Origin of the sequence: Martelella alba, from assembly GCF_006516955.1 — a bacterium.
Lineage (GTDB): Bacteria > Pseudomonadota > Alphaproteobacteria > Rhizobiales > Rhizobiaceae > Martelella > Martelella alba.
Window position 1 is genome coordinate 261,485 of sequence record NZ_VHLG01000004.1, and the last position, 18,519, is coordinate 280,003.

Annotated in this window: 15 protein-coding genes; 9 read left to right on the forward strand and 6 right to left on the reverse strand. The window is 60.3% G+C overall.

All coding sequences use genetic code 11. The features are described 5' to 3' along the window. Nucleotides 1–2: 2 nt before the first annotated feature. Entirely contained in the window at nt 3–674 is a 672-nt protein-coding gene (ccmA, locus tag FJU08_RS09930) for a heme ABC exporter ATP-binding protein CcmA (protein WP_407943702.1), read from the reverse strand. Here ccmA and FJU08_RS22740 point away from each other — a divergent pair. From FJU08_RS22740 to FJU08_RS09960, 7 genes are all read left to right on the forward strand, one after another. After that, nucleotides 594–899: a hypothetical protein gene (locus FJU08_RS22740; protein WP_181409811.1), complete on the forward strand. Its 306-nt coding sequence runs from the start codon at nt 594–596 to the stop codon at nt 897–899. The two genes, ccmA and FJU08_RS22740, sit on opposite strands and share 81 nt — an antisense overlap. A 57-nt stretch (nt 900–956) precedes the next feature. Further along, the gene (gene acnA / locus FJU08_RS09935) at nt 957–3,653 is read left to right on the forward strand and encodes an aconitate hydratase AcnA (protein WP_141148842.1); all 2,697 of its coding nucleotides are present in this window, start codon (nt 957–959) and stop codon (nt 3,651–3,653) included. A gap of 127 nt (nt 3,654–3,780) precedes the next feature. Then, nucleotides 3,781–4,869 (forward strand): Gfo/Idh/MocA family protein, encoded by a 1,089-nt coding sequence (locus tag FJU08_RS23355; RefSeq protein ID WP_141148843.1) that lies wholly within the window; start codon nt 3,781–3,783, stop codon nt 4,867–4,869. 253 nt (nt 4,870–5,122) lie between these two features. Continuing rightward, nucleotides 5,123–5,860 carry a DUF1223 domain-containing protein gene (locus FJU08_RS09945; protein WP_141148844.1) on the forward strand — a complete coding sequence of 246 codons (738 nt, stop codon included), beginning with the start codon at nt 5,123–5,125 and terminating at the stop codon, nt 5,858–5,860. A gap of 219 nt (nt 5,861–6,079) precedes the next feature. Further along, nucleotides 6,080–9,871, forward strand: a complete 3,792-nt coding sequence (locus FJU08_RS09950; RefSeq protein WP_181409799.1) for a peptidoglycan-binding protein — start codon at nt 6,080–6,082, stop codon at nt 9,869–9,871. A 155-nt stretch (nt 9,872–10,026) separates the two neighbouring features. Further along, nucleotides 10,027–10,953, forward strand: coding sequence for a sulfite exporter TauE/SafE family protein (locus FJU08_RS09955; protein ID WP_141148846.1), 927 nt, complete (start codon nt 10,027–10,029; stop codon nt 10,951–10,953). Next, nucleotides 10,950–11,759: a TIGR02186 family protein gene (locus FJU08_RS09960; protein ID WP_141148847.1), complete on the forward strand. Its 810-nt coding sequence runs from the start codon at nt 10,950–10,952 to the stop codon at nt 11,757–11,759. Before FJU08_RS09955 ends, FJU08_RS09960 begins: the two co-directional genes overlap by 4 nt. Before the next feature lie 7 nt (nt 11,760–11,766). Here FJU08_RS09960 and pdeM read toward each other — a convergent pair whose 3' ends face one another. The 5 genes from pdeM to FJU08_RS09985 form a co-directional block, all read right to left on the reverse strand. Then, nucleotides 11,767–12,471, reverse strand: a complete 705-nt coding sequence (pdeM, locus tag FJU08_RS09965; RefSeq protein WP_141148848.1) for a ligase-associated DNA damage response endonuclease PdeM — start codon at nt 12,469–12,471, stop codon at nt 11,767–11,769. Beyond that, a complete protein-coding gene (locus FJU08_RS09970) occupies nt 12,468–15,002 on the reverse strand; it encodes a ligase-associated DNA damage response DEXH box helicase (protein ID WP_141148849.1) in 2,535 nt (844 codons plus the stop codon). Before FJU08_RS09970 ends, pdeM begins: the two co-directional genes overlap by 4 nt. A 47-nt stretch (nt 15,003–15,049) precedes the next feature. After that, complete coding sequence (locus FJU08_RS09975; protein ID WP_141148850.1) at nt 15,050–15,685, reverse strand: YitT family protein; 636 nt, start codon at nt 15,683–15,685, stop codon at nt 15,050–15,052. 108 nt (nt 15,686–15,793) lie between these two features. Then, nucleotides 15,794–16,426 carry a YitT family protein gene (locus FJU08_RS09980; protein WP_141148851.1) on the reverse strand — a complete coding sequence of 211 codons (633 nt, stop codon included), beginning with the start codon at nt 16,424–16,426 and terminating at the stop codon, nt 15,794–15,796. Between the two features lie 219 nt (nt 16,427–16,645). Next, complete coding sequence (locus tag FJU08_RS09985) at nt 16,646–17,599, reverse strand: class I SAM-dependent methyltransferase (RefSeq protein ID WP_141148852.1); 954 nt, start codon at nt 17,597–17,599, stop codon at nt 16,646–16,648. 136 nt (nt 17,600–17,735) lie between these two features. Here FJU08_RS09985 and FJU08_RS09990 point away from each other — a divergent pair, with 136 nt between their 5' ends. Beyond that, nucleotides 17,736–18,002 carry a DUF6460 domain-containing protein gene (locus FJU08_RS09990; protein ID WP_141148853.1) on the forward strand — a complete coding sequence of 89 codons (267 nt, stop codon included), beginning with the start codon at nt 17,736–17,738 and terminating at the stop codon, nt 18,000–18,002. Next, complete coding sequence (locus tag FJU08_RS09995; protein WP_141148854.1) at nt 17,999–18,508, forward strand: CAP domain-containing protein; 510 nt, start codon at nt 17,999–18,001, stop codon at nt 18,506–18,508. The genes FJU08_RS09990 and FJU08_RS09995 overlap by 4 nt, the downstream gene beginning before the upstream one ends. The last annotated feature ends 11 nt before the right edge of the window (nt 18,509–18,519 follow it).

Here is an 18,519-nt window from a genome sequence, read left to right on the forward strand (position 1 = left end):
CCCTAGATCTCCATGCCGGCAAGAAAGGGATCGTCTTCATCGGCGGCCGGGCGGACAAGTTCCAGCACGGCTGCAGGTTCAAGCGCAAGCGGTTCATGCGTTGCCGCGACGATCATGCCACCATTGCCGAGATGCGCAGCCATCAGCGCCGTCAGCATGCCCCGTGCCGCCTGATCCAGCGCGGTTGTCGGCTCATCAAGCAACCAGACGGGCCGTCTCACCACCAAAAGCCTTGCAAAGGCGATCCGCCGTTTCTGCCCCTGCGAGAGATAACCGAAGGGTAGATCGAGAACCGCATCGAGACCGACCGCTCTTGCTGCCGCCTCAATCGCCATCCCTGGCCCCGCGCCGCGTATGGCATCCTCCCCGCTCATCAGAAAATCGCGCCAGAAGGAAAGATTGTCGCGGACGGTCAGCGCGCGGTTCATGCCATCGAGATGACCGAGATAGTGACTGACAAGCGTAAGCGGCAGCGAATCGCCAGTTTGCGAATCGTGAAAAAGACAGCTTCCCGCAGCGGCCCGGAGAAGACCGGCGATTACACGCAAAAGGGTTGATTTGCCTGCACCATTCGCGCCGCGGACGATAAGTGCATGGCCTTCCTCAACGCTTACCGACAGGTCGTTAAGGACGCAAACCCCGCCCCGACGGGCAGAAAGCCGCTTAATCTCTATTTTTTGGCTCACATGGCCCCCTTAGCTGCGACCTCTTGGCAGTTCCATAAAAAAAATCAATTTTGGCCCTTCGTTGATCTGGCACCTTGCGGAGAAATTATCTATAAAACGCCCAATCACGCCAGCGGTCGGCGTGAAATTCATCCTAGCGCCGAACATGATGCCGAGGGAACGGTGTCACGTGCGGACAGCGGAAATGATCGCACCCGCATCCTGATGTCTTAAGTACATAGGCGTTCGCACGACTTATGTTGGCTAATCAGAAGAAGCGGGGTTTTATCCGTGGCCAAATCCATTGATAGCTTCAACTGTCGCTCCACACTTTCCGTGGACGGCAAGGAATATGTTTATTACAGCCTGCCGAAGGCCGAGGAAAACGGCCTTGCCGGCGTTTCCAAGCTGCCCTTCTCGATGAAGGTTCTGCTTGAAAACCTGCTGCGCAACGAAGACGGCCGCTCGGTCACCAAGGCCGACATTGAAGCCGTCGCCGCATGGCTTTCCGACAAGGGTTCGGCTGGCGCCGAAATCGCCTACCGCCCGGCACGCGTGCTGATGCAGGACTTCACCGGCGTTCCCGCCGTTGTCGACCTTGCTGCCATGCGCGATGGTATCGTCAATCTCGGCGGCGACCCTGAAAAGATCAACCCGCTGGTTCCGGTCGACCTCGTGATCGACCACTCGGTCATCGTTGACGAGTTTGGCACACCGCAGGCTTTTGCCCGCAATGTCGAGCTTGAATATCAGCGCAATGGCGAGCGTTACCGCTTCTTGAAGTGGGGCCAGCAGGCATTCAAGAACTTCCGCGTTGTGCCGCCCGGCACCGGCATCTGTCACCAGGTCAACCTTGAATATCTGGGCCAGACGGTCTGGACCAAGGACGAGGACGGCGAAACCACTGCCTATCCCGATACCTGCGTCGGCACCGACAGCCACACCACCATGATCAACGGTCTTGGCGTTCTCGGCTGGGGCGTTGGCGGTATCGAAGCCGAAGCCGCCATGCTCGGCCAGCCGGTCTCCATGCTGCTGCCGGAAGTCATCGGCTTCAAGCTGACCGGCGAACTGAAGGAAGGCGTCACCGCGACCGACCTGGTTCTGACCGTCGTGCAGATGCTGCGCAAGAAGGGCGTTGTCTCGAAATTCGTCGAATTCTTCGGCGAAGGCCTGAACAACATGACGCTCGCCGACCGTGCCACCATCGGCAATATGGGTCCGGAATATGGCGCGACCTGCGGCTTCTTCCCCGTCGATGGCGAAACGCTCCGCTACCTCGACATGTCGGGCCGTAGCAAGGACCGCATCGCGCTGGTTGAAGCCTATTCCAAGGCTCAGGGCATGTTCCGCGAAGGCGATGGCTCCGATCTGGTCTTCACCGACACGCTGGAACTGGACCTCGGCGACGTTGTTCCGTCCATGGCCGGCCCGAAGCGCCCGGAAGGCCGTATCGCGCTGGAAAACATCGCCTCCGGCTTCGCCGAAGCCATGGTCAGCATGTATGGCAAGAGCGAATCCGACCTGCCGAAGCGCTATGCCGTTGAAGGCACCGACTTCGATCTCGGCCACGGCGATGTTGCCATTGCTGCGATCACCTCCTGCACCAACACCTCGAACCCGAGCGTGCTGATCGCTGCCGGCCTTCTGGCCCGCAACGCCGTTGCCAAGGGCCTGAAGACCAAGCCCTGGGTCAAGACCTCGCTGGCACCTGGATCCCAGGTCGTTGCCGAATATCTTGAAAAGGCCGGTCTGCAGAAGGATCTCGATGCGCTGGGCTTCAACCTGGTCGGTTTCGGCTGCACCACCTGCATCGGCAATTCCGGCCCGCTGCCGGGCCCGGTTTCCAAGACCATCAATGACAAGGGCCTGATCGCTGCCGGTGTCCTGTCGGGCAACCGTAACTTCGAAGGCCGTATCTCGCCGGACGTTCAGGCCAACTACCTGGCTTCGCCGCCGCTGGTCGTTGCCCATGCGCTTGCCGGCACGGTCACCAAGGACCTGACCAAGGAGCCGATCGGTGAAGACCAGAACGGCAACCCGGTCTTCCTGAAGGATATCTGGCCGTCGGCCAAGGAAGTTCAGGACACGATCGAGAAATACGTCACCCGCGAACTTTACGAATCCAAATATGCGGATGTCTTCAAGGGCGATGAAAACTGGCAGGCCGTTCAGGTTCCCGCCGGTCAGACCTACACCTGGGACGATCAGTCGACCTATGTGCAGAACCCGCCTTACTTCGTTGGCATGGGCAAGTCGGCCGGCGGTGTTTCGAACATCGAAAACGCCCGCGTTCTCGGCCTGTTCGGCGACAAGATCACCACCGACCACATCTCCCCGGCCGGTTCGATCAAGGCGGCTTCGCCTGCCGGTGCCTATCTCATGGATCATGGCGTCGGCGTTGCCGACTTCAACCAGTACGGCACGCGTCGCGGCAATCACGAAGTCATGATGCGCGGAACCTTCGCCAATATCCGCATCCGCAATCACATGCTCGGCCCGAACGGCAAGGAAGGTGGCTACACCATCCACTACCCGTCCAAGGAAGAGATGTCGATCTATGATGCGGCCATGCAGTACAAGGCCGAGGGCGTTCCGCTCGTCATCTTCGCCGGTGTCGAATACGGTAACGGCTCCTCGCGTGACTGGGCTGCCAAGGGCACCAACCTGCTCGGCGTCCGCGCCGTGATCGCCCAGTCCTTCGAGCGTATTCACCGTTCGAACCTGGTCGGCATGGGCATCGTTCCCTTCGTCTTCGAAGAAGGCACGACCTGGGCATCGCTCGGCCTGAAGGGTGACGAAGTGGTGACGATCGAAGGTCTCGACGGCGAAATCAAGCCGCGCGAGAAGAAGATCGCCAAGATCACCTATGGCGACGGCACCGTGAAGGACGTTCCGCTGATCTGCCGCATCGATACGCTTGACGAGGTTACCTACGTCAACAATGGCGGCATCCTGCAGACCGTTCTGCGCCAGCTGGCTGCCTGAGCCAGACCGCGTTCAGCACTGACATTGAGAACCGGGCGGCCAAAAGCCGCCCGGTTTTCGTTGCGACGCACACAAATAAGGTCTAGCCAGAAAGAAAGGGTTTCACTTCTGGCGGGAGGATATTGCCATGGCCCCGATACAATTCGCTGTTGTCGGCTCGGGCTGGCGGGCGGAATTCTTTCTTCGAGCGGCGAAAGCCCTGCCCGCGCATTTTGCCGTCTCGGGCATTGTCACCGGTCGAGATGCAGCCGATCGGAACGCGCTTTCGAACCAGTGGCAGACGCCAGTCTTTGCAACGATCGAAGACCTGCTTGCCGCCACGAAGCCTGCCTTCACCGTCCTGTCGGTCAAGCGCGAGGCGATCTTTGCACGCATGGCCGAACTTGCCTGGGCCAATATGCCGATCCTTGCCGAAACACCGCCTGCGGCAGACCTTGAGGGCCTGAAACAGGTTCATGATCTGGTTCAGGCCGGCGCGAAGATCGAAGTCGCCGAGCAATATTTTCTCCACCCGGTTCTGACCGCCATGCGCACCCTCATCGGCGAAGGCATGATCGGGACGCCGAGCTATGCCCATGTTTCGATCATGCAGACCTATCACGGGATATCGATGATGCGGAAGCTGCTCGGCATCGGTTTCGAGAATGCGACAGTCACCGCAACGCGAGTGTCGCTGCCGGTGGTCAAGGGGCCGGGCCGCTACGAGCAGCCAGCGCAATATGAGGTCATCCCTGCCGATCAGACCATAGCCACCTTCGATTTCGGCAGCCAGATCGGCCTTTATGATTTCGCCGACAGCCAGCACCGAAGCCGCATCCGGGCGCCGCGGATTACCGTGCGCGGGGAACGCGGCGAAATCACACCGGAACGGCTCGATCACCTGCTTGACGAACGCACGCCGGTCTCACTGCCGCTGATCCGCAAGGACACCGGTCATTTCGTCAATTTCGAGGGCTACCGCCATGCCGGCATCATGGCTGGCGACCGCTGGATCTACCAGAACCCGTTTGCCGACGCCTCAATGGCCGATGACGACATCGCCGTTGCCACCTGCCTGATGAATATGCGCCGCTATGTCGAAGACGGAATATCGTCCTACAGTTTCGCCGAGGCTGCACAGGATTGCTATCTGGCCGAGGTCATGAACCAGGCCGCAGCGACGAAATCCGCCATCACCACCACAAGCCAGATCTGGGCTGGCGCATTTTCGCGCTGACGCGCGTTTCACCCCTTCGTGACTTTCTGTTGAAATGCGAAACAGGTAAGCTTGCGGCAATCAAGGCACGACGTATCATGTAAGTTCATGCCTGAAGCAGCTTTACCCCTCACAAGAAGGGTCTGGCTGTGCCAACGGGCAGGATCAGGCCGGAAAGGCTCCGGCTGGGTTCTGCTTCAACAAATAACGGCAAAAGCCAAAGACCGTATCATTCTGACCGGTCGCAGCTGGTGCCACGGGTCCGGGTTCTTCCATGGTGCTGAAACATGCCATCGCCATTGTCATGCTTCTTCTCGCCGCCAGCGCAACAGCGGGCGAGATCAGCCGCCCCATCGGAGTGGTCGAACTGTTCACCTCACAAGGCTGTTCTTCCTGCCCGCCGGCGGACCGAGCCATGGCCGACCTTGCCGATCGCGATGGCATCATCGTCCTGACCTATCATGTCGATTACTGGAACTATCTTGGCTGGTCGGACACGATGAGCACGGCGCAAAATACCCAGCGCCAATATGGCTATGGACACACAATGGGCCGCTCCGGTGTTTACACGCCGCAGGTGATCCTCAATGGCCGCCAGCAGATGAAGGGCACCAATGCCGACAAGATTTCGGCAACGCTTGCTGCGATGACAACATCCGGCAACGGCCCCGACGTCCCTATCAGTGCCCACATGAACGGCGATGAGCTTGACATTCATATCGGCGCCGGCACTGGCAAGGCCGATGTGGTTGTCGTCTATTTCGCCAGTCATGAGGCGGTCAAGATCAATGCCGGTGAAAACAAGGGCAAGATTGTCGACTATCGCAACATCGTCAATGATATCGAGACCGTTGCCATGTGGAACGGCAGCGAGAAGAATATCACCCTTCCGGCCCGTGTTCTCGAACCGCGCAAGAGCGACGGCTGCGCCATCTTGCTGCAAAAGACGGATAAGGACGGCAATCCTGCCGCCATTCTCGGCGCCGCCCTTTTGACATCGCCGCAGAGCTGACGCCCCGTTTTTGCCCGCTTGCCGATGAACACCCGCCATAATCCTCACCGGCGCGTGAACAAAGTTAACGTCTTTTTTACCATGTTATCCGAAAGCTATTGAGAACGATCACGAGACCGGAAGGGTCCGCTGCAACTGGCTTTGCTCAAGCCCAGCCACAGCCGTCCTGCCGCAGAAAGGTCTCGCGTCCCGAAGGCGGCCAGGATGATGGAAAAAAGCATGAGAACCGAACGAACAGGCGAACGCTCCTCTCTTGATAGCCTGAACCGTACGATTGAGGGGCTGGAATCCAGACTGAGCGCCCTGATGTCGACCGATGAGCATATGCCGGAGCACCGCGCTGAATATCGCCCGGAAAACCGCCAGGAATATCGCAATGAGGTCCGCCGCAGCCGTTCACAGCTGGAAGAGGAATTTTCGAGGCGCGAACCGCCCCGCAGCCAGCAATATCGCGATGACCTGGCTCGCAGCGAAAACGCGCAGGCTGAAATGCAGGAAATTGCCCGCGCCCTTCGCGACATGCGCGTGCTTGTCCGCCAGGATTTCACCCTCAGCCTCAAATCCGAGCTTTCTGCCCTCCATGAGGCTCTGAGCGATATCAGCGAACGCGCCGGTTCTCGCCGCCTTGACGAGGAAACCCGCAATGAGCTTGCCCGGATTGCCGGCGGGATCGACTGGCTGATTACCCATCAGACGCCGGAAGACGACCCGCGGCTGATGGCCGAATTCGACCATCTGAAGGAATTGTTGACCGGTCTTGCAAGTGCGCGGGCTGTCGAGCGTGTTGAGCTCCGGGTCTCCGATCTGCAGGACCAGCTACGTGACTTTTCTCCGCAGAAGATCGACGCCAATATCGCCGCCCTCAATGACGGGCTGATCGAGATTGGCGACCGGTTGGACCGCGATACCAGCCGCCGCTCTCTCACCGAGATTGAAGGCCGGCTGACGGCGCTGGCAAGCGCCATGGAAAAGCTCTGCACCCACTACCCGCTTTCCGAGCGCCGCTTCGATGAGCAATTTTATGACCTCGGCCGCCGCATTGAGGACATTGGCCAGACCCTGAACAGACTTCAGGCCGGCACGAGCTACAAGCGTGACAGCGATCTCACCCGGATCGAACAGAAGCTTTCCACCCTGTCCGATCAGGTCACCACGATCGAGCGCTCAGCCAACAACAATCGCGCCGCCGAGCGCGCCGTGGTCGAACGTCTCGAAGCCCATGCCTATCGCCTGGAACAGCTCGGCAAGGGCGGTGATTACAGCCGTCTTGAAAACCGGGTCGAGCAACTGGCCGGACTGCTGGAAAAGCAGTTGCGTCAGCCCGCCTATCCCGCAGAGCTCAGCAGAGCCATCGAAGCGCTGAGCCATAAAGTCGACAGTTTTGATCCTGAGCGAACCGGCGATCGCATCATGAAGCAGCTTTCTGCGCTCGATCTCTCCGGCAAACCGGTCACATTCGACTTTTCTGAAACCGAAAGACGGATCAGCGAGAAACTCGATGCGATCGATCTTGGCGCGACGGAAAAACGCCTTGCAGCCCGCTTTGACACGATCGATCTCGACGGGCTGGAGGGGCGCCTCTCCGATCAGCTCAGCGCGGTTGCCGCAGGGCTTCAAACCGGCCGTTCAGCCGGTGAGGAAAAGGCGATGGAACGGTTGCAGCAACAGGTCGCCGAACTGACCACCATGGTCGGCCGCCCGGCCCCGACCCTGCCGCTTGACGATATGGAGCGCCGGATCGGCGAGCGCATTGACGGGCTGATGGCCAGCAATGACGATTATATCATCGAGGCCGCCCGCCATGCCGCTGAAGAGGCATTGCGCAACCACACGGCTGGAAGCGATCCCGCCGTCAATGAGCAGCTTGCCGTGCTCGGTGCGCTCGTAAACGACCTGAAACAGCTTGAAACCATGAGCCGGACCGGAGCCGGCGAGGTCGAGATTTCCGACATTCATGCCACGCTGAACCGGATTGCCGGCCGGCTGGATACGCTGGAAGGCGATCACGACGACATCAAACCGGTCGCGGATCAGGAGCGGCCGCGCTCCAGTTTCGCCGTTCTGGACGCCATCTTCGCTGCCAATGGCGACGATGACGAGATGAACGATCCGCAGCAGCAGCTCAAGGTAGATGAAGCCAACCAGGCAGACGGTGAAACGGTATCAGCCGATCCCGGCAGGAAGCGCACCAGCCTGCCGACGCTGGACGCAATTTTCGCCGGCGACAAGGATGAGAGCGAACAGCCGGCTACAGTGGAAGCGCCTCGCGCAACCGAGGCCGCCGCCGCAGAACCGGTTCAGTCAGCAGAAACAGCGGATGTGCTCAGCATCATCTCACGGGTTCGCGCCCAGCAGCTCGCCAAGCAGCGCAGCAATGAACCGCCTGCCCGTGCTGAAATCGGCAGCGCACGCAAGCGTGAGCCGGGCCGTCCCGCTGGCCTGAAACATGTCGAAAGCAACACCGTTCCGCGCCAGGATCTGATCGCTGCTGCACGGCGTGCCGCCCGTTCTGCCACCAGCCACAGCGCGGAAGCCATGAACGGTGCTGGCGGACGCAAGGACAAGAAAGATGGCGACGACGACAGTGCCCCTGCCGGCAAGGCAGAGAGCGCCCGCTTTCGCCGCCCGGTTTTCCTCGCCGTTGGTGCCGTGCTACTTGCCATCATGGCTCTGCCAGCCGGTGGCCAGCTGGTTTCGCGCGTTCTGAAGAGCGCACCGGAAGCGCCTTCAAATGCGGCCACAAATATTGGCAGCGCAGACGCGCCGGCAGCCCCCGCCCAGCCGGCCAGAACCGAAATTATCCGTGCGCCCGCCATCACCGCGCCAATGGCGGCCGACGGCGTCCAGCCGGGTTTCAATGCCGACGCCAAAACACCCGACGCAACGGCATTCAACATGAATGGCCCGGACAAAAACATCGTTACCGGCAGCATCAGGCCGGATCAGCCATTGACCGACCAGACCGCGGAAACGGCTAACGAAAAACCTGAGGGCGAAATTTCGGCAAAGACGGCACCTGCCGCAAGCGATACCGCTGACACTGCGCAGGTCACTGCCACTGCGACAGCACATGATGATACCGTGATCAACAGCAAGACCGTGCTGGATACGCTGGCGGCAACGGCTGAAAAGCCAGTGCCGGAAAAAGCCCCTGCTCTCGCCATCCCCGATGGCCTCGGCCCCGCACCGCTCGTCGCTGCGGCAAAGGCTGATGATCCGCGCGCCTTTTATGAGATTGCCGGTCTTTATCAGGCTGGCACCGCCTTGCCGAAGGATCTGAACGCTGCGCGCGCCTGGTTCCAGCAGGCGGCCGATGGCGGCCTGACCCCGGCGGATTTCCAGCTTGGCAGCATCTATGAAAAGGGCATCGGCACAGCCGCCAATCCGGTACGCGCCGTCGATTATTATCGAAAAGCCGCTCAAGCCGGCAATGTCAGTGCCATGCATAATCTTGCCGTGATGCTGGCCAATGGTGCCTCGGGAACGCAGAATTTCGCCGAGGCCGACCGCTGGTTCGAGGAAGCTGCCAATCATGGCGTCTCCGACAGCCAGTTCAACCTCGCCATTCTCTATGCACGCGGCGCCGGCGTAGCGCAGGATCTTGTACTGTCTTATAAATGGTTCGCCATTGCCGCTGAAGGCGGCGACATGGTTGCAGAAGCACGCCGCGATGAAGTCGCCGCCGCGCTTTCAAAAAGCGAATTGACGCAAGCCCGCAAAGCCGTTCATGACTTTCATGCCGAAGCCATTAATGCCAGCGCGAACACGGTCGACATTCCTTGGGACTGGCAGCAGCCCCGCCCCTTGACCGAGAAGGAGCGCCAGAATGTGGTCAGCCAAGTGCAGAGCCTGCTCAATCAGGCCGGTTTTGACGCTGGCCCGGTGGACGGGCTGATGGGAGCGAAAACGGCAGCGGCCGTTATGGCTTACCAGCGCTCGCTTGATCTGCCTGCCAATGGCGATGTGACGCCAGAACTGCTCGATCGGCTGAAATCCGGCAAAAGCGCCTGACAGCAGAAAAGCTTGCGCTGACAGCCTTTCCGGATTGATTGACTTGCCTGCCCATCAGGCGCATTAAGAACGGACCCGCCCGATCGCCAGGTCAATGGAAGCATCGGCCCCAGGCGCGTGACAACGGGTTCAAACCGTGCATTCGAGGAAAGTCCGTGACGATCTATCTTCCGATCGCCGAACTGTCGGTCAACATCTTTGTCATCCTCGGCATGGGAGCAGCTGTCGGGTTTCTCTCAGGCATGTTCGGTGTGGGCGGCGGGTTCCTGATTACACCGCTGCTGATTTTCTACCACATCCCGCCCGTGGTCGCCGTTGCAACCGGCACCAGCCAGGTCGTCGCTTCCTCGGTTTCCGGGACCATCACCCATTTCAGGCGTGGCTCGCTGGATCTGAAACTGGGATCCGTGCTTCTGACCGGCGGTATTGCCGGTGCAACACTCGGCATCTGGGTCTTTGCAACATTACGGCGTCTCGGTCAGCTCGATCTCGTTGTCTCGATCCTCTATGTCGTGCTGCTGACCTCCATCGGCGCGCTGATGATGGTTGAAAGCGTGCGCGCGATCCGCCGCGCTGCGATGAAGCAGCCCGTGCAGCTGCGCCGGCCCGGCCAGCATAACTGGATCCACCGCCTGCCCTTCAAGATGCGTTTCAAGAAGTCCAAGCTCTATCTCAGCGTCATTCCGGTGCTGCTCTTGGGCGCAACAATCGGTGTCATGACTTCCGCGCTCGGCATTGGCGGCGGCTTCATCATGGTGCCTGCCATGATCTATCTGTTGCGCATCCCGACGAATATCGTCGTTGGCACGTCACTGTTCCAGATCATCTTCGTCTCCGCCTATACCACGGTCGTGCAGGCCACCACCAACTATTCGGTCGATATCGTTCTCGCCGCCACGCTGATGATCTCAAGCGTGGTCGGTGCGCAATATGGCGTGCGCGTGGGCCAGAAGCTGAAGGGCGAACAGCTGCGTGCGCTGCTGGCGCTGCTGATCCTGGCGGTCGGCATTCGCCTCGCCTTCAATCTGGTGGTGACGCCGGGAGATTTCTATTCGGTCGTTTTTGCGGGGGCGCCGGAATGAGAGCTCTCCTTGCTTTGGCCCTCTGCCTGCTGCCTCTTGCCGGGATCGCCCATGCCCAGGTGCCAACCGCGCCGCCAGCCGATACCACCGCCATACCCGCGGAATCGCTGGAACTTGGCACATCGACCAGCGAGATCGCCATCACATCGGATTTCTCCGGTGCAACGCTGACCGTTTTCGGCGCCATCAACAATGCCCGGCCTAAGCTGCTGAAAGAAGGCGCCTATGACATCGTCGTGGTGCTGGAAGGCCCCAAGGCGCAGGCTGATATTCGCGAAAAGGACCGCGTCTTCGGCATCTGGATCAACCGCAAAGCCGTGACCTTTGGCCAGGTGCCGCGTTTCTACTCCATCTCCAGCACCAGGCCGCTGGACCAGATTTCCAGCGAAGCCGCGATGATCAATCAGGGCATCGGCATCGACAACCTCAGACTTCCGGCGATCAATTATGTCGGCGAGGCCTCAGATATCCCGCAATTCCGCGATGCGCTGCTCCGGCTCAACACCAGCCAGGGCCTCTATAATGCCGACGAACATGGCGTGAAATTCGTCTCCAACAGCCTGTTTCGCGCCAGCCTGATGATTTCGGTCAACATTCCCGAAGGTCCGCACAGCGTTGAAGCCTTTCTTTACCGCAATGGCGAGCTGATCGCGACCCAGGGCCTGCCGCTGCGCGTGGTCAAGACCGGGCTGGAACAACAGCTCACCGAGGCGGCCCATAACCACCCCCTGCCCTATGGGCTGGCAACGGTGGCGCTTGCGCTGATGTCGGGCTGGCTCGCCAGTATCCTGTTCCGCAAGCCATGACGCATGGTCAGCCGGAAAGCCGGTTGAAAGGCAGGGTATAGACCCGGTCAGAACCGAGCAGATGCACCATCAGCTGCTGCCGTTCAAACAGCCCGGCAAAGGCCCGGTGCTTCAAATCCAGCCCACCGGAAAGCGTACCAAAAGCGGGAAGCATCAGCCGTTTTTCATCGATCGCAAAGCAGGGACGGCGGACATTTTTGTCGCGGCGGCGGAGCGTTGCAGACGGGTGGAGATGGCCGCAGATTTCGGCAATGCCCGGCCCCGGTTCATGACGAAAGCTGAGCCCGGCGAAACTCCACTGATCCAGGGCCAGCCCGGCAAGACCCGCCACGCCATCGGGATCATGATTGCCGTTGATCCAGATCCAGTCACGTCCTGCGATCAATGCGCCAAGCGTTTGCCGGAAATGATCCGGCATTTCGGCGGAACCGCGCCGGTCGTGAAAGCTGTCGCCGAGTGAGACGACGCGCTGCGGCTGGTAACGGCCGATAACGGCAGCAAGGCGCGACAGGACAAGAGATGTATCATAGGGCGGCAGAAGCGAGCCGCGACGGGCATGCGCCGCACCGCGCTCCAGATGCAGATCGGACACGACAAGCAGAAAGAGCTCCGGAAAGAAGGCCGCACCTGAAGGATCCAGCACGATGGAATGGCCGCAAAAGACCGTCTCCGCCTGCTCTTCCGTTTCGCGCCGTGTCGCACCCGTTCTCATATATCCGTCTCGCCGATTGCAGCCAGAATGTCCTCGACCGCCTCATGTAGCAGCTGGTCGCCAGCGCCGCCATTCACACTTTCGCGTCCAATTTCCAGCAGAACCGGCACGGCCAGCGGCGAGACACGTTCCAGCCCGAAATGGGTCAGATGCCCTTTGGCCCGTTTCAGCATGGTGCCAAGCCGGGCGATATCCAGCAAGCCAGCCGCAGCATCGGCGCGCGTGGCTTCAAGCAGGATGTGGTCAGGTTCATGACTTCTGAGCACGTCATAGACGAGATCAGTGGAGACCGTCACCTGCCGTCCGTTTTTCTCCTTGCCCGGATGACGGCGTTCGACGAGACCGGCAATCACCGCACAATTGCGGAAGGACCGCTTCAGCATGAAGCTTTCATCAAGCCAGGCTTCCAGATCATCGCCCAGCATGTCCTCGTCAAAAAGCTCAGCCAGCGTGAGATCGCGGGCGGCGATCATCGCACCGAGGTCCTCAAGGCCCCAGACGGCAATCGAATAGTCGGTCGAAACGAAACCGAGCGGCTTCGCGCCAAGGCGTTCAAGCCGCCGGGTCAAAAGCATGCCGAGCGTCTGATGCGCAAGCCGCCCCTCAAAGGGATAGGCAACCAGATAAAAACGGCTCGAAAGCGGGAAGGTCTCGATCAGAAGCTCGTCACGTTTCGGCAGATGCGAATGCGCGCCCTGAAGCCTCAGCCATTCACGCACGGAAGATGGCAGGACAGCGCGGCGCGCGGGATCATCCAGCATGGCGCGCACGCCTGCCGCCAGATAGGTCGACAGCGGAAACTTGCCCCCGGCATAGGTCGGTATTTTCGGATCGGATGAATAGGCGGCCGAGGCCAGGCATTCATTCTCGCGCAGGCCTTCGAAACGCAAGACCTTGCCGGCAAAGAGGAACGTATCGCCCGGCGTCAGCCCCTCGACGAAATATTCCTCCAGCTGGCCCAGTACCGGGCCACCACGCGCCGCCGCACTGCGTTTGCCCGGCTTCACCATGCGGATGTTCAGCATCGGCATTTCGATGATGGTTCCGATATTGAGGCGATATTGCCGCGCGATTTCAGGATTGGCGACCCGCCAGAGCCCATCCTGGCGACGGCGGATCCTGGCATAGCGCTCATAGGCGCGCAGCGCATAGCCACCGGTGGCGACGAAATCCACCACGCGTTCAAAAGTCTGCCGGTTCAGATGCCGGTAGGGCATCGCCGAAATAACCTCGGCAAAGAGATCGGCAAGGGCAAAGGGTGCCGCACAGGCCATGCCGAGCACATGCTGGGCCAGCACGTCAAGCGCGCCATCACCGATGGGGCTGGTATCCTGCGCACCGACATAATTGGCATCAAGCGCCGCTTGACATTCCATCACCTCGAAACGATTGGCTGGAACGAGAATGGCGCGGCTCGGTTCATCCATGCGGTGATTGGCGCGGCCGATACGCTGGGCCAGCCGGCTCGCACCCTTCGGCGCACCGACATGGATGACGAGGTCGACATCGCCCCAGTCAATACCGAGATCCAGCGTCGATGTGGCAACGACGGCGCGCAATCGCCCCGCCGCCATGGCCGCCTCGACCTTGCGCCGCTGCCCGGCATCCAGCGAGCCGTGATGAAGGGCAATCGGCAGATTATCTTCGTTGATCGTCCATAATTCCTGAAACAGCAACTCGGCCTGCGAACGGGTGTTGACGAAGATCAGCGTCATCGCCCGCCGCTTGAGTTCGGCGTAAACATCAGCCACGGCGTAGCGGGCCGAATGGCCGGACCAGGGAATACGCTCGGAGGCTTCCAGAATGGTGATCTCCGGTCGCGCGCCACCGGCAACCGTAATCAGCCCGGCATGCGGCGGGTGGTCCTCATCGCCATCCTGCGGCTTCAGCCAGCGCTGCAATTCCATCGGATCGGAAACGGTTGCCGACAGGCCGATCGCCGTCATCTTCGGTGCCAGGCGGCGCAGCCGGGCAAGCCCCAGCGCCAGAAGATGGCCGCGCTTGGAGGTTACCAGCGAATGAAGCTCGTCAAAAATCACATAGCGCAGATCGGCAAAGAAACGATCGGCATCGGCGCCCGCAATCAGCAGGGCAAGCTGCTCCGGTGTGGTCAGCAGGATATCCGGCGGCTTCAGCTTCTGACGCTGGCGCTTGCCCTGCGGCGTATCGCCGGTTCGGGTTTCGATCAAGACAGGCAGCCCCATCTCCGTCACCGGCGTTTCGAGATTGCGGGCGATATCGACGGCCAGTGCCTTCAGTGGCGAAATATAGAGTGTGTGAATGCCGGGCGCCCGCGTGCCGGGCTTCGGCTTTTCCCGCGCGGCGAGATCCACAAGGCTTGGCAAAAATCCGGCCAGCGTCTTGCCTGCTCCCGTCGGCGCGAGCAGCAGCATGTCCTCGCCTGCGCCAGCGCGCGCCAGCAGTGACAGCTGATGCTGGCGCGGTTGCCAGCCCTTGGCTTTGAACCAGCGGGCAAAGCGCTCCGGCAGAACCGCCATGGCGGAAAGCGGGATTGTTTCCGTTTCGTTCATGGCGTCACCATGACAGAAGCCGCAGCAAATACCAGCGTCAAATCGCCCTACATGGCGATATAGCGATCGCGACGGTGGTTGATGGCCAGCACGAAATTGATCACCACCGCACCGATGACCGAGCAGATGATGATGAAGGGACTGGCGACGAAGAAGGAGGCAATCAGCACCATGCCATCAAGGCAAAGCTGGATATAGCCCGCCTTGATGCCGAAGCGATCCTGAATATAGAGCGCCAGAATGCCGAAGCCGCCAAGGCTGGCGCCATGGCGAAACAGAACCAGCAGCCCCGCCCCGACGAGGATGCCGCCAAACAGGGCACCGGCCAGCGGATGGGTATCACCGAGCACCAGAAACCGCGGCACGATCGCCGTCAAGACCGAGGTCAGACCGACAGCGGCAAAGGTTTTGAAGGTGAAGAACAGGCCGAGCCGGCGCCAGGCAAAATAGTAGAACGGCAGATTGACGACGAAGAAGGCGAGGCCAAAGCTGATACCCGTCGCATAAAAAGCCAGAAAGGCAAGGCCCGCCGTACCACCGGTCAGAAGCCCGCCGGCTTTGAGCACCAGAATGCCCATGCAATTGAGCATGGAGCCGGTGACGAGCCCCTGCAGGTCCTCCAGAAAGGAATGATTTTCAGGCGTCGAAATGGTGATGCCGGACAAGAATCTGTTCTCGGACAAGGTTTTCTGGCTCCGATAAGGGCCGTCTGGCGGCCGGTTTCCCGGCCCCTTATTGGCGCGAAACGTGTCTGAGGTCAAACAGCTTCACACCGCCTGGCAACGGAAGGATCAGCGCAGGGCGATATAGCGGTCGGCACGGTGATTGAAGGCGATGAAGATATTCATGATCGCCGCTGAGATGACGGAGAGTGCGACCAGTTTCACATCCGCCACGCCGAAAGCCGCCGCCATGACGCCGGCATCAAAGGCTAGCTGCACGAGACCGGCGCGAATTCCGAAACGCTCCTGCACATAGATCGCCAATATGCCCATGCCGCCAAGGCTGGCGCGGTGGCGATAAAGCGCAAGCAGGCCGTAACCGACAAGAAGCCCGCCAAGCACAGCCCCCCAAAGCGGGTGAATAGCGCCGATTTCGAAAAACCGCGCCTGCAGATCCGTCAAAGCGGAGGTGATGGCAATGGCGATGAAGGTCTTGAGGGTAAAATCCAGTCCCATGCGCCGGAAGGAGAGCCAGTAGAAGGGCAGATTGAACAGGAAGAACATCAGCCCGAAATTGAGCCCCCAGCCATAATGGGCAAGAAAGGCAAGCCCCGCCGTGCCGCCAGTCAGAAGTCCGGCCTTGCCGAGAATGTAAAGCCCGAGCGCCGCCACCATGGAACCGGTGAGAATACCCTGAACATCTTCCGCAAGCGTGTGGCGCGCGGGATTGTCATTCCAGAAACCGGCGTTGATATTCGCCATGAATACACTCCGTCCGTGGGCCCGATCGCGAAAAAAGCGATGCCCTGCCTCTTTTCATGAAATGCGTTATGCCCGTCCCGCCGCCCGTGCGGCTGAAGGTCCCGTCCCTGAGACCGGATCACCTGTTTCGGTGTCTCTATGGCTTGATGATGCGCAAACTCTCAGGCGATTGCAAGCAATATAAGTCAGCAAGCCTGACCTATCTTGCAATTGGCAATTTTACTGCGTCTGATCCGTTCTGGCCGCAAGAAACAGGATGCCATGCACCGGTTCGCCGCCATCCTTGCGCAAGGCGGCTCGCTCTTCCGCCAGAACGACAAAACCATAATCGGCCAGTGTTGCGGTGATGTAGCGATGCGCATGGGCATAACGCAGCGAGGGTTGCAGGGTAAAATTGGCCGTCGCACCGCCATCTTCAACCGAAAACAGCAACAGGCCATCCGGTGTCATCAGCCGCATGACATTCTGGAAACAGGTCTCCAGCGCACCGAGATACATCAGCACATCGGCGGCAATCACCAGATCGGCCCGCCCTTCGCCCCCCTCTTCGAAAAACAGGCCGCTTGAAAGCGGTGGCGCCAGAAGATCGGCCTGGGCGAGATGATCGTAGAGGCCTTTTTCCGCGGCCTTGGCCAGCATGTTCTGCGACAGGTCGAAGCCTTCCAGCCGCGCAACACGCTCACGCAGCACCTCGCCGGAAAGCCCGGTTCCGCAGCCTAGATCGACGGCGCATGAAAAGCAGCGCTCCGGCCCGATCGCAGCATTCAGCAGCCGCGCCAGCCGTTCCGGCGACGAATAATCGAGCCGTTCGACAAGCGCTTCATCAAACCGGTCGGCATAGCTGTCAAACAGTGCCTCAACATAGCGGCCGGGCGGATGACGCGGCGCGCTGGTAGCCCCCAGAACCGCAAGCTTGAGCCTGGCCGCAAAGATGTCCTCACGGTCGAGCTGATCGAGCCGCGTCCAGCTGGCGATTGCACCGGCAATGTCACCGGCATGCTCATGAAAGGCTGCCAGCAGCGCCAGTCCCGCCGGCCAGTCGGGAACAAGCTCAAGCGCCTGCAGCATCAGATCTGCTGCAGCGGGAAAATCGCCCGCCTCGTCAAGCATGCGGGCATAATCGGCGCGGCGATCTGCAATCAGATCACCAGAGGAAAGGAAGGATGCATTCATGTCAGAAAAACCGATGGAAGCTGAAAGCCATTCGCCGATACCACGTCAAAAGGCAAGTGCTTTTCACAGGTCGCAGGCGCCATCTTGAATGGGCCGCAAAGGCGCTTTATCTGTGGCAGGAAAGGGAGATCAAGCCATGGGCAACAACGTGAACAGATTTCTGGGCGGCACGGTGATCGGAACGATCGTCAAGCTGCTTGTATTGTCGCTGATTGTCGGCTTCGTGCTCTCCGCGCTCGGTATTCACCCGGCCGATCTTTTCTATGGCATCATCGACTTCGCCCGCAGTCTCTGGTATCGCGGCTTCAACGCGCTTGGCGAGATCGGCAGCTATCTCGTGATCGGGCTGAGCGTCGTGCTGCCAGTCTTCATCGTCATCCGTATCCTGAGTTATCGCCGTTGACCATTTCCGCTCCCCTTGCCGGCCGCCGCACCATTCTGGTCGGCAGCCTCGCCTTGTTCCTGTCCGGCTGCAGCCTGTTTTCAGGCTCCGGCAATGCGCCCATGCCGTCCGGCAGCGTGCGTGCCGAGGATATGACGGCAACCTTCCTGCCGATGGTCAACGCGCTGCGCCAGCGCCACGGATTGCCGCCGCTCAGCGCCTCGCGCGTCTCAGCCGCAACCGCGATCGATCAGGCCAAGCGCATGGCGCTCGCCGACAAGATGAACCATGTGACGAGCCGCAGCGAGAGCCCGCTGCAGCGCTTCAAGCGCATGGGCGTACCATTGCCGGCGGCTGAAAATATCGCCATGCATCAGGCAACGCCGGAACGCGCCTTTCAGGCCTGGGTCAATTCGCCCAAACATCTGGAAAACATGCTCGGCGACTATCGCCATGTCGGCGTTGCCCGGGCTGACAGCCCCAATTCGGGCAACCAGAACTTCTGGTCCATGTGCCTGAGCCAATAGTCTCGCAGCAA

What these genes read in the sequence shown, in the direction of transcription:
- FJU08_RS09970 (WP_141148849.1), bottom strand. Translation starts at nt 15,002, where the DNA reads ATGAACGAAACGGAAACAATCCCGCTTTCCGCCATGGCGGTTCTGCCG.
- FJU08_RS22740 (WP_181409811.1), top strand. Translation starts at nt 594, where the DNA reads ATGGCCTTCCTCAACGCTTACCGACAGGTCGTTAAGGACGCAAACCCC.
- FJU08_RS09980 (WP_141148851.1), bottom strand. Translation starts at nt 16,426, where the DNA reads ATGGCGAATATCAACGCCGGTTTCTGGAATGACAATCCCGCGCGCCAC.
- FJU08_RS09950 (WP_181409799.1), top strand. Translation starts at nt 6,080, where the DNA reads ATGAGAACCGAACGAACAGGCGAACGCTCCTCTCTTGATAGCCTGAAC.
- FJU08_RS23355 (WP_141148843.1), top strand. Translation starts at nt 3,781, where the DNA reads ATGGCCCCGATACAATTCGCTGTTGTCGGCTCGGGCTGGCGGGCGGAA.
- FJU08_RS09945 (WP_141148844.1), top strand. Translation starts at nt 5,123, where the DNA reads ATGGTGCTGAAACATGCCATCGCCATTGTCATGCTTCTTCTCGCCGCC.
- pdeM (WP_141148848.1), bottom strand. Translation starts at nt 12,471, where the DNA reads ATGAGAACGGGTGCGACACGGCGCGAAACGGAAGAGCAGGCGGAGACG.
- FJU08_RS09985 (WP_141148852.1), bottom strand. Translation starts at nt 17,599, where the DNA reads ATGAATGCATCCTTCCTTTCCTCTGGTGATCTGATTGCAGATCGCCGC.
- FJU08_RS09960 (WP_141148847.1), top strand. Translation starts at nt 10,950, where the DNA reads ATGAGAGCTCTCCTTGCTTTGGCCCTCTGCCTGCTGCCTCTTGCCGGG.
- FJU08_RS09990 (WP_141148853.1), top strand. Translation starts at nt 17,736, where the DNA reads ATGGGCAACAACGTGAACAGATTTCTGGGCGGCACGGTGATCGGAACG.